Raw genomic sequence first — 14,045 nt, 5'->3', positions numbered from 1 at the left:
GGTGCAGCGCCCCGCACCGAGGGAAAGGGCAGAGGAGCGCACCATGCGATATAAAAACCCCTACTATCAGGCTGACAAGCCCCACCACACCCCTGAAGGCTTTCGCAATCCCCAGCAGGCCCAGACACGGGCCGAGGGTGACTTCAAGCGGTGGCAGGAGGAGCGCAAACGGCAGGGGCTACCCAAGCCGCCGAAAAAGGGGTATGCCCACTTCATTGCCGACTGGTGGCAATCCCCCGACTTCAGCGGCAGCGAGGACGCCGCCTGGTGGCTGGGCCATGCCTGCCTGCTGTTCCGGCTGGATGGCCGTTATATCCTCACCGACCCGGCGCTGTCTGAGCGCGCCTCGCCCCTCTCATTCTATGGGCCAAGGCGCAAGACGCCGCCGGTGGTCACCGTTGAGCAACTGCCGCCCATCGACACGGTGCTTCTCTCGCACAATCACTATGATCATCTTGACAAGCGAACGGTCAAAAAGTTGCTTAAATGTTTCCCTGATGTGAGCTTTCTCGTGCCCTTAGGGATGAAACGTTGGCTCCAGCGGCAGGGTGTACGCCAGGTGAAGGAGCTGGACTGGTGGGACGAAACGCCACAGCAGGGGCTGACCTTCCACTGCGTGCCGGCGCAGCACTGGAGTATGCGCACCCTGTGGGATCGCAACCGCTCGCTCTGGTGTGGATGGGTCATCAATACCGCCCGCCAACGCCTCTACTTCTCTGGCGACAGCGGCTATACACCCCTGTTGCAACAGATAGGTGAGCGCTTTGGCCCCTTTGATCTGGCTGCGTTGCCAATCGGGGCCTATGCACCACGTTGGTTCATGGGGCCACAGCATATGGACCCGCAACAGTCGGCGGCATTGTTTCGGCAACTCAATTGCCGCCGCGCCATCCCCATTCACTGGGGCGTATTTGAATTAGCGGATGAATCCCTTGACGAACCACCGGAAATTTTGCGCGAAGCCATTCTGGCGGAGAATATATCCGAGCAGGCGTTCAGTGCGCTGAAAATCGGTGGCCGGATTAATTTAACCGGGCCAGAGAGCTGACCACTGGCGCGGGCTAACGGGTATTGATCGGCAATTTACGCCGGAAGCCCGGCGTAAGATAAATTAAATGTGGCTGATAATTATTGGTGAAATGTTATCGATTTGTTGAAGTCACTGACTTTAATGAGAACTATACCCATTTGGCTTAAGGTAACCGCGCAACCGATCGAAAGTCCCGTTAATTGTAGGGATATCAGCTGGCTGACCAGTGCTGTGACGCCCTCGGGGTCATCTGAGGGGGAGTGAGTAGGGCGGCCGACAACTCGTGGCAAAAAAGTGATCACAGCCTGATAAACAATCATCATACAAAAAATTTTTTAATGAATGGCTATTTTCCGGCACCTCTTTTATTAATAAAAGCTCAGTGATGGAGCAGGAAAAATAATAAGCCTAAATTTACCCCTATAAATATTTTCCTACTATTTTCCCCTTATGAAAATAATGGCTGTTGTTATGCGATATTCATTTAAGCAACGCAATTCAGACAGAGATAATAGGGTTTTTCTATCAACGCTATTTGTCTGGCTCATTTTTGACAGGTAAAGAGACGTCCAGCAGCGGTAGGTAAAAATCTGAAAATGCCGTGGTAGCAGGCTGCACCAATTTAGGGAGTCTGAAGGGCCATGACGGCGCATAACCCCGCCCACAGCCGTAGACAGGCCCCTTTGGGCAAAAAAAACCACTTTTCATCAAGCTGTCATAGAGTTAGGGTAAGGGCGGCATCAGTGAAGCGCTGCCAGCACTGGCGCAGGCTGTAGCGAAAATGGCGCTTTGCCACTGCGTGATCGGTGAGGATGGCTGAGAACAGAATGGGCTGGCCGGGGGAACCAGGTAACCAATTGAGTCAATTGCTTAATATTTCAACCTTTTAGGTAGGCTGCCCCAGCCCCTCGGTCAAATAATTTTTGCTCAAAAGTGCCCAATTGGCGCAGCTAAACCATTCTAAGTCTATCAATTTCCATAATAATTATCATTTTTGGATGTTTTCTGCTTACGGTTGGCAGATAAATGATCAATAATCAGTGCAGGGTTGTTATTGCTTAGCCGTATGGGAAGGGAATCACCCACCCCGGCGGAAGGCGTCAAATACAGAGCAGAAAATAGCGTGGCTATCAACTTATTTTCGCTTAAGGGCATGGTCAACGCGTTTAACCGTCTCAAATATGTGCGACATATCCATCGCTGATTAAAAATGGCTTGCCATTAATATCAATGTATGTGATAACGCATCTGGGTAAAACGAGGTACAGTTCTGTATATGTGTGGCATTTTCAGTAAAGAAGTTCTGAGTAAAGACGTTCACGTTGAATACCGCTTCTCTGCCGATTTTTATCTTAGTGCCTCAAGCAGTAACGACTCTAGTTTGTCTATGTAACGCCCACGGGCGGTTTAAACAATCCAAAGGAAATACTCAAGATGGCAAAGATCAAAGGTCAAGTTAAGTGGTTCAACGAGTCTAAAGGTTTCGGTTTCATCACCCCGGCTGACGGCAGCAAAGACGTGTTCGTACACTTCTCTGCTATCCAGGGTAACGGCTTCAAGACCCTGGCTGAAGGCCAGAACGTTGAGTTCGAAATCCAAGACGGCCAGAAAGGCCCGTCTGCAGTTAACGTAACTGCAATCTAAGCAGCGTCAGCTGTAAAAAAACCCGCCAAGTGCGGGTTTTTTTGTGGGCGCGTTATGGCGGCAGGATCACCAGCCCTGAGTGCTGGTTACGGCCCTTGATGCCAGGGTGAGCCGGATCGGCCGCGCGCCGGTGGCTATTGCGGCGGTAGCTGGTAAAGGCGAAGTGCGGCCCCTCTGGCTGCGCGCTGCGCTGGCAGATGGTGCAGGGCGCCAGATTATCCACCGCTGCAAAGCCCAGCGCCCGCAGCTTGGCGGCGGCGATGCCCGGCAGGTCAAGGTGGCGTGGCCGTGGCGTCATCCACTCTGCCGGCAGCGTCGGCAAGCGTTGGCGGAACGTCTCCACCAGCTCCTCACTCACTTCATAACAGCAGGCATGGGCCGCCGGGCCAATCGCCGCCACCCACTGTGACGGGTGATCGTCTTGCGCAATGTGCGCCGCCATCTGCTCCAGAACCCCTTCGACCAGCCCGCGCCAGCCGGCGTGCGCCACCCCAATCGCCGTGCCGTCGCGACGGCTGAACAGCACCGGCAGGCAGTCAGCGGTCAATACCGTGAGCAGGATGCCCGGCTGGCGGGTAAACAGCCCGTCCGCCTCACCGCACGGCTGCTGTGGCTGGCTCACCTCGACAATGCGGGTGCCATGCACCTGCTTTTTCTCGGGGGCGGTGGCGCGCCAGGGTTGCAGTACCTCCGGCATCAGGGCGCGCTTGTGGCCGAAGCCGTGGCGCAGGGTAGGGATTGCATCAAGCAGGGGAGAGAACGATTCCATAGGCCATCCGGGCAGCAGGGGAAAAGGGCAGTGTAGCCAGCCAGCCACTGCCTTGGCTAGCCCCATCGGTTGCACGGGCCGGCGTGGTTGATTAGACTGGCCGCCTTATTGACTGGCGGCAACATGCCGCGCTTACGGAATCTCTCATGGCTTATCAGTGTCCCCTCTGTCACCTGCCGCTGCGGCAGAACCATCAACAATGGCGTTGTGAAAATAACCACCAGTTTGACCGCGCCAAAGAGGGGTATGTCAACCTGCTGCCGGTGCAGCATAAACGCTCAAAGCAACCCGGCGACAGTGCGGAGATGATGCAGGCGCGCCGCGACTTCCTCGACGCGGGCCACTATCAGCCGCTGCAACAACGGGTGTGTGATCTGCTCGATCAGGCACTGCCAGCCGAAGCTCAGGCGGTGCTGGACATCGGCTGTGGCGAGGGCTACTACACCGCGGCGCTGGCAGGCCGCTTGGGCGCGCGGCGCACCCTCACGCTGTATGGGCTGGACGTTGCCAAGGTGGCGGTGCGCCATGCCGCCAAACGTTACCGGCAGGTCAACTTCTGCGTGGCCTCCAGCCAGCGTTTGCCGTTTGAGGAGAGTGTGCTGGACGCCGTGGTGCGCATCTATGCCCCGTGCAATGCGGCGGAGCTGGCGCGTACCGTCAAGCCGGGCGGCTATGTGCTGACGGTCGCACCGGGGCCACGTCACCTGTTGCAGCTGAAGGCGGCCATCTACGCACAGGTACAGTTGCATGTGGAGCAGGATGAGCAGTTGGAAGGGTTTACGCGTGTCGATCAGCAGTCGCTGGGATATACCCTGACGCTGACGGGGCCGGAGGCGTTACAACTGTTGCAGATGACGCCCTTTGCCTGGCGCGCCAGTGAGGAGACCCGTCAGGCGTTGGGAAGCAGCGGCCTGACGTGTGAAACGGATTTCGTCATCCGGCTGCACCAGCGGCAACCGGACGCCTGATCAGGCCAGCAGGCCGAGGTGCTGCAACAGGATGTTGCTGCCGATGCCAATCAGCACCAGCCCGCCAATGATCTCTGCCCGTTTGCCGAGCATCGGGCCGATAAAACGGCCAATCAACATACCGAGCGTCGCCATCACCATGGTGGCCATGCCAATCGCCAGCGCGGTATGGATGATATTGACTTGCAGGAAGGCCAGACCGACGCCAATCGCCAGGGCGTCGAGGCTGGTGGCAACGGCGGTGGCGGCCAGTACCCAGAAACTGTGGCAATCTTTGCAGGGTTCGGCGATATCCGGGGTTTTCAGCCCCTCCATCACCATACGGGCACCGAGGATAAACAGTAGGCCAAAGGCCACCCAGTGATCCCACTCCATAATGTAGCGGCTGGCCATCAGCCCCAGGCCCCAGCCAATCAGCGGGGTGATGGCTTCAATGGCACCAAAGATCAGCCCAGTGCGGAATGCTTCGCGGAAACGCGGACGATGCAAAGTGGCGCCCTTGCCAATTGACGCGGCGAAAGCGTCCATAGACATGCCAAAAGCAAGGATGAGCGTTGCGGAAAGATTCATGGAAAAAGCCTCGGCCGGGTGCCTTCATACGCACGTAACCCACCCCCGAACCTATTGACGGAGTTACATGCCTATGGTCTCGCCAACCTTACCTGGCTGCCCGCACCACGTTTTAGAAAAAAACGAGTATGTTGATACGGGCGTTTCTGAAATAGAGTGTTCAGAAACCGGCTACTCCCCAATGACGGCGCAACATTAGCATATTATTTCTGCCCCAGACAACACTAAATCTATATGGGTAAACGTCCCCGCATATACCGTGGTTAAATAACCACCAACTTCGGGCGGGAATAGAAAATAAAATAATGATTAGCCTGCATGCAGGAAAAACGGGGGAAGTGTTGAAAATAAAAGCAGATATAGCCAAAGCTATAATTGGAATATAGCCTTGGCTATATTTTTGTTTTTAAGTAACCTTTTGATCTTTATATAGAATGTTTTTTATGTTCTCGAGATCGCTTATATGTTGTACGTGAATTGGCAGCGCACGCTTTTCAAGTTGGATGAATAACACTCCCTGCTCAGATAAATGAAGATGACGAATGCGCGTATAGGAAATGAACCAGTTGGCGTAGTAAAACCCCTGCGGTTTAAACAGTAATTTGGGCCGACGGACAAAAGAAATATAGAGCGTGGCAATTAACAGGAAGGTCAGTAAATAGAGGGTAAGGGGATCACCCTGGCCGGAAAAATGGCGGTAAATCACGATACCGAGCAGCACGATAAAGATCACGCTATCCAGCCGGTTCTTTCGCAATAAGTTAACCTGCAACAAGGTGTTACCCCGGCGGCGCGGCAGCCACCACTCCAGGCACAGGGCATAGGCCAGCAACAGGGTGATACCCAACAGCAGCAGGCCGTTCGTCAGGGTCATGGGCGCTCCTCAGAGAGGCCGGGAGCCAGGCTCCCGGCAGGGGGATTACAAACCAAACAGGCCAACGGCGTAGCCGAGGATGCCAATCACGAAGAAGCCAATGATAATCCACAGCGCATTGACCTTATGCCGCAGCAGCCACATGCAGCCGAAGGTGAGCAGCAGCGGCACCAGTCCCGGCATCAGCTGGTCGAGGATGGTCTGTACCGTGGTGACCGTGGTGTTGCCGGCCTGGTCGGTGATGCGCGACACCTCCAGTGGAATGTTGACGTGCGTCCACTTGTTGACCAGCGCCCCCATCACAAACAGGCCGAGGATTGATGCCCCCTCGGTCATCTTTTGCAGGAAGCCGCCGCCCATGTCATTGACGATGTTTACCCCCTTGCGATAGCCATAGGCGACACCGTAGTAGCGCGTCACCAGCCGCAGCAGGTTGAACAGCACAAAGAACAGCACTGGCCCGAGCAGGCTGCCGGTCATCGCCAGCCCGGCGCCCAGCGCCGCAAACACAGGCCGCACGGTGCCCCAGAAGATCGGGTCGCCGACGCCAGCCAGCGGCCCCATCAGGCCCACCTTCAGGCCGTTGATGGCGCCGTCGTCGATGGGCGCACCGTTGGCACGCTGCTCCTCCATCGCCATGGTGACGCCCAGCACCGGCGCGGCCACGTAGGGGTGGGTGTTGAAAAATTCCAGGTGGCGTTTAATCGCCTGTTTGCGCTCCTCGGAGTTCTCCGGGTAGAGGCGACGGATCACCGGCACCATGGAGAAGCAGAAGCCCAGCGCCTGCATCCGCTCAAAGTTCCAGGAACCCTGGAACAGGTTAGAGCGCAGGAACACGTCGCGTACGTCGCCGGAGGTCAGTTTCTTCTGGTCGGGCGTCGTGGTTTGTGGGTTTTGGTGCTCACTCATCGGATTGCCCCTGTTAATCAAGTTCGTTATCGAGATCGTTATTGGCAGGCGCGGCAGCTTGGGTACCGGCCGGGCGGTTATATTTCGGGCTGAGCTGGATATAGAGGATCGCCATCACGATGCCGATCACCCCGAGCGCCACCAGGTTGAAGTTGGTGAAAGCGGCGGTGACGAAGCCCAAATAGAAGAAGGGCATCAGGTAGCCAGCGCGCATCATGTTGATCACCATCGCGTAGCCGACCACCACGATCATGCCACCGGCGATGTTCAGGCCGTTGGTAACCACCTCCGGGATGGAGCTGAGCAGGTCATTGACCACGGCGGTGCCCACCGACACGGCAACAATCGCCGCCGGGATGGCGATGCGCATGGCCTGCAAGATCAGCGCCGAGATGTGCAGCCAGGTGATGCCGGTCAAACTGCCGCGTTCGGCAGCCTTGTCGGCGGCGTGCTGGAAGGCCACCGTCAGGGTACGCACAATGATGGTCAGCACCTGTCCGGCGGCGGCCAGCGGAATGGCCAGCGCGATGCCAGCACCAATCGACTGCCCGCCGGCGATCACCAGAATGGTCGAGATGATCGACGCCAGCGCGGCATCAGGTGCCACCGCGGCGCCGATGTTCATCCAGCCAAGGGCAATCATCTCCAGCGTGCCGCCAATCAGGATGCCGGTTTTCATGTCGCCCAGCACCATGCCAATCAGGGTACAGGCCACCAGCGGGCGGTGAACCTGGAACTCATCCAGCACCGATCCCATGCCAGCGACGCAGGCGACGATAAAGATTAAAACGATTTGTAGGGTGGAGATCTCCATACACTCTCTCCTTCAGGCCAGTGGCCCGGTTGGGTGGGGTTGCGTCGCCGCGCGTCAGGCGCTGGCCTTGTTGATCAAATCCATCATTTTGAGCCGGCTGTCACTGGCGACCTTGCGCACCTCCAGCTCGATGCCACGCTCGTTCAGCTCCCTAAAGGCGCTGACGTCCTGATCATCGACGGAGACGGCATTGGTCAACTGCTTCTTGCCGATTTTATAGGCCATGCCGCCGATGTTGACGGAGTTGATGGCCACGCCCTCGCGCACCACCCGCAGCACATCCGTGGGGTTGGTGAACAGCAGCATCACGCGATCGTTGGCATATTTCGGGTTGTTGTAGACGCGCACCGCCTTGGCGACGTCGACCACATGGGCGGTGACGCCCGGCGGGGCGACCTGCTTCAGCAGGGTACTGCGCATGGTGTCGGCCGCCACCTCATCGCTGATCACGATAATGCGTGACACCCGCGTCTCCTTGGTCCAGCGGGTCGCCACCTGGCCGTGGATCAGGCGGTCATCAATGCGCGCCAGCCCAATCTGCATATGGCCGCCGGGGCCAGCGGGTGGCGTGCTGGCTGGGGCCGCGGGCGGTGGCGCTGTCGCCTCCGCGGCGGGCGCGCTGACCTCTGGCTCCAGTTCCAGGGTCTTGAGCGCCTTGACCCCCTGCCGGCCGCTCTCCAGCGCCACCCGCGTCAACGCCTCCAGCGTTGGGTTGTCGTCACGTGCCATAAAGGTTTCGGCCAGCATCGGGACATTCACCCCGGTGACCACTTCATAATGCTCTTCGCTGTGCGCGACCCGGCTGGCGGCATTGAACGGGCTGCCGCCCCAGACATCCACCAAAAACAGCACGCCCTCCTGGGTATCCAGGGTCTGGACGATCGCTTGGTATTTGTCGATCAAGGTTTCTGCATTCTCGCCGGGGACGAAATCGATAAAGGCCACATTGCTCTGCGCCCCCAATACCATCTCCGCGGTTTTCAGCAATTGCTCGGCCGCCTGCCCGTGCGTGCCGATGATAATAGCAATGCTCACTCGCTACCTCCTGTGGGTCTATTCCGGCGGCATCCCTTTTTTAGGCTGCCGTCCGGCTGGCTTTTGTTGGATAAAACAACGCCCGCTCCACCCTGGCGAAAAGGCGAAGAAATAATAAATACCCTAATATTTTCAGTTGGATGAACAACAGGCGTTAGCAACCCCATTTATTTTAGTCAGTAAAAAAATATTTTATGTGATGCCGCTCCGTTATTTGTTGATGCGTCAATCCAACGTAAAGCAGTGTAAAAAGTGTCACGTTCATGACCAGGTGATTCAAATTGTAAGCAGGGGATATGGCTGGTAAATAAAAATGCTGATACAGTGCCGGTTCTTATTATCACGAGGAGTACAGGGTTTAACCCACTTTATGGACTGTCACCGACGTCGCTCTCTGTTTATCGATCGCCTGCTGCCGGCCTGCCAAACGCGCACGATCTTCCGCTTCACCCCACTGTTCAACGCCTCCTCCTGCCATGACCACCCGTGGGCGCCCCTGCGTCCGGCGGCGCATGATCTGGCGGGTTTCCGCCCGTTAACCCGTTCACTTTCTGGAGTCTGACATGGAATTTTTGCTGGATCCCTCAATCTGGGCCGGTTTACTGACGCTGGTGGTGCTGGAGATTGTGCTCGGCATCGACAACCTGGTGTTCATTGCCATCCTGGCGGACAAGTTGCCGCCAAAGCAGCGTGACAAGGCGCGGCTGATTGGCCTGTCGCTGGCGCTGGTGATGCGTCTGGGCCTGCTGTCACTGATCTCCTGGCTGGTGCGTCTGACCACGCCGCTCTTCGCCATCGGTAGCCTGAGCTTCTCTGGGCGCGACCTGATCCTGCTGTTTGGTGGCGTGTTCCTGCTGTTCAAGGCCACCACCGAACTGCATGAGCGGCTGGAGGGGCAGCATGGCAATGGCGACAACAACCGCGGCTATGCCAGCTTCTGGCTGGTGGTGCTGCAAATTGTGGTGCTGGACGCCGTCTTCTCGCTGGATGCGGTGATCACCGCCGTCGGGATGGTGGACAATCTGGCGGTGATGATGACCGCGGTGGTGATCGCGATGGGCGTAATGCTGGTGGCCTCAAAGTCGCTGACGCGCTTCGTCAATGCCCACCCGACGGTGGTGGTGCTCTGCCTGAGCTTCCTGCTGATGATTGGCCTGAGTCTGGTGGCAGAGGGCTTCGGCTTCCACATTCCGAAAGGCTACCTCTACGCGGCCATCGGCTTCTCCATCCTGATTGAGCTGTTCAACCAGATTGCGCGCCGCAACTTCCTCAAGCATGAGTCGCGCCGCCCGCGCCGTGAGCGCACCGCCGAGGCGATCATGCGCCTGATGGGCGGCCGCCGCCAAAGTGACGCTGCCGAGCCAGCGCAGCCAAACGACGCGCCGGTGGTGGAGGCCTTTGCCGAAGAGGAGCGCTATATGATCAGTGGCGTCCTGACGCTGGCCTCCCGCTCACTGCGCAGCGTAATGACGCCGCGTACTGACATCTCCTGGGTCGATGCCGATCGCCAGCCGGAGGAGATCCGTGGGCAGTTGCTGGATACGCCGCACAGCCTGTTCCCGGTCTGCCGTGGCTCGCTGGATGAGGTGGTGGGCGTGGTGCGCGCCAAGGATCTGCTGGTGGCGCTGGAGCAGGGCGAGGATATCGTCGCCTTTGCCGCCCAGACCCCGCCGATCATCGTGCCGGAGACCATGGACGTCATTAACCTGTTGGCCGTGCTGCGCCGCGCCAAGGGGCGGCTGGTGGTGGTCAGCAACGAATTCGGTGTGGTACAGGGGCTGGTGACGCCGCTGGACGTACTGGAAGCGATCGCGGGTGAATTCCCGGACGAAGATGAGACGCCGGACATCGTACCGGAAGGCAAAGGCTGGCTGGTGAAGGGCGGGGCGGATGTGCACTCGCTGGAGCAGGCGCTGAACTGCTCCGAGCTGGTCAGCCCCTCCGAGGACTATGCCTCGCTGGCTGGCCTGCTGCTGTCGCATATTGGCCAGATGCCGCAGGCGGGCGACGTGCTGGAGCTGCACAACTTCCGCTTTGAGATCCGCGAAGTGTCAGACTACCGCATCGATCTCATCTACGTCGAACGGCTGCCGGAGGCAGACGCCGAGCAAGAGTAACGCACAGCGGCCAATCGGCCGCTGTTTTTTTATCGGCCGTGGGCGGCGTCAAAGGCCGCCAGCCACGCCGGGAAGGCGGTGAGCAGCATGGGCCGCGCATAGTAGTAACCCTGCACCGCCTCCACCTGCCGTTCGCGCAGGTAGGCGATCTGCTCCGCCGTCTCCACCCCCTCCACCACCAGTTTCAGCTTCAGCCGCTGCGCCAGGGTGATGATCATGTCCGTCACGGTGGCGTTGACCGCGTCAGTGCCGATGGCGGCGGTGAAGCCCTGATCGATCTTCAGCGCATCCGGATTGAGCGCCTTCAGGGTACTCAAGGCGTTGTGGCCGGTGCCAAAATCATCAATCGCCAGCAGCACCCCCAGCGCCTTGAGCCGCGCGATCAGGCCGGGGTCAATCTCCGCCAGCGTGCTGCGCTCGGTCAGCTCCACCATCAGCGTTGGCTGCGGCTGGCAGGGGAGCCATACCTGCTCAATGTCGCGCACGATTTGCTGGCGCTCAAAATGGCGCGAATCGACATTGACGCTGATATAAAAATCCGCGCTGGCCGGGAAGAGGGCAATCTGTTGCGCCACCTGCTCCATCAGGTAGCGGGTGAGGGGCACAATCAGGCCGTGCTCCTCCGCCAGCGGGATAAAGACATTCGGCGGCACCGCGCCATAGCGCGGGCTGTCCCAACGCAGCAGCGTCTCAATGCCGACGCAGCGCTCGCTGTGGCAATCGACAATCGGCTGGCAGAAGACAGCGAACTCCTGATGGGCCAGAGCATAGCCCAGCGGATGGGCCAGCGTCATGCGCCGCCCGGCTGCCAGCCAGGCCGCGCCCGCCACCAGCAGGCTGAGCAGCAGCGCCAGCGGCAGATGCTGGTAGAGTTGGGTGGCCGCCAGCCGGTGCGCGGAGAGCGCATAGAGTGAAATGGAGAAGGGGTAGTGCGCGGAGTGCCAGGTGAACTGCGGCGTCTCATGCAGCTCCTGTGGGGAGGTCAGCGTGGCCTTGTGGTACTCCAGACTATTTCCCGAGACATTCAGCACCAGCCGATCGGCGTAGGGCGGCTGCGGCTCCAGCAGGAAACCGGCCAGCAACCGGATATTGAAGATGTAGATCTGCCCGCTGTCATCCCGCGGGCCGAAGGATTTCCACAGCAGCATCAGCGGCTCATGCAGGGCCGGATCGTCGGCATGGATCAGCACCAGCTGCCGATTTTTGGGCGGCAGAACCGGCAGGATGGCGGTAAAGGGCTGGTTGAGCGTGCCGCGCAGGCTGGAGCAGACCAACCGGCCATCCCGCACCAGCACAATTGAGCGCAGGGTTTGCAGCGCTGCCGCCTGCTGCATCAATTTGGGCTGGATCTGCGGGCAGGTCATGCCATAGAAGGCATCAAAGCCAAGCGGCACCCGATCCACCGGCGCAATCAACATATCCAGCTGCTGTACCGTGCGCGCCACCAGCCCCTGCTGGCTATGGGCGATGCGGCGGCTCTCTTCATAAAAACGCAGTGCCAGCACCAACAGCAGGGTCAGCAGGCCAATGGCGGCCGCCAGACTCCAGCGGTAGAAACGGTATTTGGCGATGGCGTCAACAGGCGTCAGCATAGGGCAATCCCTTATTCTTATGGTCTGGCTGGCCGTGAACAGGCGGGCAACCCCGAACGCCCGGCTGGGAAAGGGAGCAGGAGGGCGTGAAGGCCGCCGCACTGGCCGGCATCCCGTGCACAAAATTATAGGATTCCCGCGCGCGCAGGCAGGAAAAATATCAATAATATTGATAGATGCATCAGGGAAAGGGGGAGAGAAGCGGCCACCGCGTGGGGTGGCCGGCAAAACCCGGCGGGGGGGCCGCCGGGGATCAATCAGTCACACTGGACCTTGATGGCGAGGCCGCCGCGCGAGGTTTCGCGGTATTTGGCGTTCATGTCCTTGCCGGTCTCGTACATGGTTTCGATCACCTTGTCGAGGGAGACGCGCGGTGCGCTGGTGCGGCGCAGCGCCATACGCGCGGCGTTGATCGCCTTCACCGAAGCGATGGCGTTACGCTCAATGCACGGCACCTGCACCTGACCGCCGACCGGGTCACAGGTCAGCCCCAGATTGTGCTCCATGCCAATCTCAGCAGCGACACACACCTGCTCCGGGCTACCACCCAGCAGCTCCGCCAGACCGGCAGCGGCCATTGAGCAGGCGACGCCCACCTCACCCTGACAACCCACCTCCGCGCCGGAGATGGAGGCATTCATCTTGTAGAGCGCGCCAATGGCCCCGGACGCCATAAAGTAGCGGACATAGATCTCAGGCGACACCGGCTCAATGAAGTGGTCATAGTAGGCCAGCACCGCTGGCACGATGCCGCAGGCACCGTTGGTTGGCGCGGTCACGACGCGGCCACCGGCGGCGTTCTCCTCATTGACCGCCAGCGCGAACATGTTCACCCAGTCAATGACGTTCATCGGATCGCTGGAGAGCTTGTCCGAGGCCACCAGCATCCGGCGCAGCGCGGAGGCGCGGCGTGGCACCCGCAGCGGGCCGGGCAGCACGCCCTCGGTGTTCAGGCCACGGTCGATGCAGGCGCGCATGGTCTGCCAGATCTGGCCGAAGTAGCGCTCAATCTCCGCCTTGCCATGCAGCGCGATCTCGTTCTGCATCACCAGCCCGGAGAGCGACAGCCCGGTCTGGCTGCAATGCGCCAGCAGGTCGCTGGCGTGGTTGAAGGGGTAGGGCATGGCGATCTCATGGGTGTCCGCCTGACCGAAGTGCTCCTCATCGACGATGAAGCCGCCGCCGATGGAGTAGTAGGTCTTGCTGTAGATACACTCCTCGCCCGCGTAGGCGTGGATCTGCATCCCATTCTCATGCAGCGGCAGGTTGTCCTGACGGAAAATCATGCCGCCCTCACGCGGGAATTCTACCTCATGGCGGCCATTGGCCAGCAGCAGCCGCTGGCGCTCGGTCACGTCGCGGATGAATGCCGGGATGCCGTCAATGTCCACGCTGTCCGGCAGGTTGCCAGCCAGCCCGAGGATAATGGCGATGTCAGTATGGTGGCCCTTGCCGGTCAGGGAGAGCGACCCGTAAACCTCAACGGCGATACGGGTTACGGCAGGCAAAAGATCGCGGCTGACCAGATCATCAGTGAACTGTTTGCCCGCTTTCATAGGCCCAACAGTATGGGAACTCGACGGGCCAATGCCGATCTTAAACATGTCGAAAACGCTGATCACACTCAAACTCCTTCACGGGGAAAAACGGGTGGCTGTATAAAAAGCAGCCATCATGCTTATTGTAGTGTTGCCGCCCTGCACCCAAACCCCTTTTCGCATGA

13 protein-coding genes and 1 riboswitch are annotated in these 14,045 nt (G+C 59.1%); of the genes, 5 read left to right on the top strand and 8 right to left on the bottom strand.

All coding sequences use genetic code 11. From position 1 onward, the window contains the following. Positions 1-43 precede the first annotated feature (43 nt). The 3 genes from C1N62_RS09960 to cspE all read left to right on the top strand — a co-directional run bounded on the left by C1N62_RS09960 (position 44) and on the right by cspE (position 2,674). On the top strand, positions 44-1,048 hold the full coding sequence (locus C1N62_RS09960) for an MBL fold metallo-hydrolase (RefSeq protein ID WP_137763486.1): 1,005 nt from the start codon (positions 44-46) through the stop codon (positions 1,046-1,048). 1,258 nt (positions 1,049-2,306) lie between these two features. After that, complete coding sequence (locus tag C1N62_RS09955; protein ID WP_072925258.1) at positions 2,307-2,423, top strand: DUF2627 domain-containing protein; 117 nt, start codon at positions 2,307-2,309, stop codon at positions 2,421-2,423. Positions 2,424-2,464: 41 nt separating this feature from the next. Next, positions 2,465-2,674: a transcription antiterminator/RNA stability regulator CspE gene (gene cspE / locus C1N62_RS09950; protein WP_002221949.1), complete on the top strand. Its 210-nt coding sequence runs from the start codon at positions 2,465-2,467 to the stop codon at positions 2,672-2,674. 52 nt (positions 2,675-2,726) lie between these two features. Here cspE and C1N62_RS09945 read toward each other — a convergent pair whose 3' ends face one another. Then, positions 2,727-3,443 (bottom strand): polyphenol oxidase family protein, encoded by a 717-nt coding sequence (locus tag C1N62_RS09945; RefSeq protein ID WP_137763485.1) that lies wholly within the window; start codon positions 3,441-3,443, stop codon positions 2,727-2,729. Between the two features lie 146 nt (positions 3,444-3,589). Here C1N62_RS09945 and rlmA point away from each other — a divergent pair, with 146 nt between their 5' ends. Beyond that, positions 3,590-4,411, top strand: a complete 822-nt coding sequence (gene rlmA / locus C1N62_RS09940) for a 23S rRNA (guanine(745)-N(1))-methyltransferase (protein ID WP_137763484.1) — start codon at positions 3,590-3,592, stop codon at positions 4,409-4,411. Here rlmA and mntP read toward each other — a convergent pair whose 3' ends face one another. The 5 genes from mntP to manX form a co-directional block, all read right to left on the bottom strand. Then, positions 4,412-4,981, bottom strand: coding sequence for a manganese efflux pump MntP (mntP, locus tag C1N62_RS09935; RefSeq protein WP_137763483.1), 570 nt, complete (start codon positions 4,979-4,981; stop codon positions 4,412-4,414). It lies immediately after the preceding gene. Between the two features lie 12 nt (positions 4,982-4,993). Next, positions 4,994-5,173: riboswitch (yybP-ykoY riboswitch) on the bottom strand. A 214-nt stretch (positions 5,174-5,387) separates the two neighbouring features. Beyond that, a complete protein-coding gene (locus C1N62_RS09930; RefSeq protein ID WP_137763482.1) occupies positions 5,388-5,855 on the bottom strand; it encodes a DUF986 family protein in 468 nt (155 codons plus the stop codon). Between the two features lie 45 nt (positions 5,856-5,900). Next, positions 5,901-6,764 carry a PTS mannose transporter subunit IID gene (locus tag C1N62_RS09925; protein WP_137763481.1) on the bottom strand — a complete coding sequence of 288 codons (864 nt, stop codon included), beginning with the start codon at positions 6,762-6,764 and terminating at the stop codon, positions 5,901-5,903. Positions 6,765-6,777: 13 nt separating this feature from the next. Continuing rightward, entirely contained in the window at positions 6,778-7,578 is an 801-nt protein-coding gene (locus C1N62_RS09920) for a PTS mannose/fructose/sorbose transporter subunit IIC (RefSeq protein ID WP_137763480.1), read from the bottom strand. Positions 7,579-7,632: 54 nt separating this feature from the next. Next, entirely contained in the window at positions 7,633-8,613 is a 981-nt protein-coding gene (manX, locus tag C1N62_RS09915) for a PTS mannose transporter subunit IIAB (protein WP_137763479.1), read from the bottom strand. 563 nt (positions 8,614-9,176) lie between these two features. Between manX and C1N62_RS09910 the strand changes: the two genes are divergently transcribed. Continuing rightward, entirely contained in the window at positions 9,177-10,730 is a 1,554-nt protein-coding gene (locus C1N62_RS09910) for a TerC family protein (protein ID WP_137763478.1), read from the top strand. Between the two features lie 29 nt (positions 10,731-10,759). On the opposite strand, the gene C1N62_RS09905 is transcribed toward C1N62_RS09910, so the two are convergent. Together C1N62_RS09905 and sdaA are read right to left on the bottom strand one after the other, a co-directional pair. Then, positions 10,760-12,322, bottom strand: a complete 1,563-nt coding sequence (locus C1N62_RS09905; RefSeq protein ID WP_137763477.1) for a cyclic diguanylate phosphodiesterase — start codon at positions 12,320-12,322, stop codon at positions 10,760-10,762. A 257-nt stretch (positions 12,323-12,579) separates the two neighbouring features. Continuing rightward, positions 12,580-13,944 (bottom strand): L-serine ammonia-lyase, encoded by a 1,365-nt coding sequence (sdaA, locus tag C1N62_RS09900; RefSeq protein ID WP_137763476.1) that lies wholly within the window; start codon positions 13,942-13,944, stop codon positions 12,580-12,582. Between the last annotated feature and the right edge of the window lie 101 nt (positions 13,945-14,045).

The organism is Nissabacter sp. SGAir0207 (assembly GCF_005491205.1).
GTDB lineage: Bacteria > Pseudomonadota > Gammaproteobacteria > Enterobacterales > Enterobacteriaceae > Chimaeribacter.
This window is presented reverse-complemented; position numbering and strand designations above follow the sequence as displayed.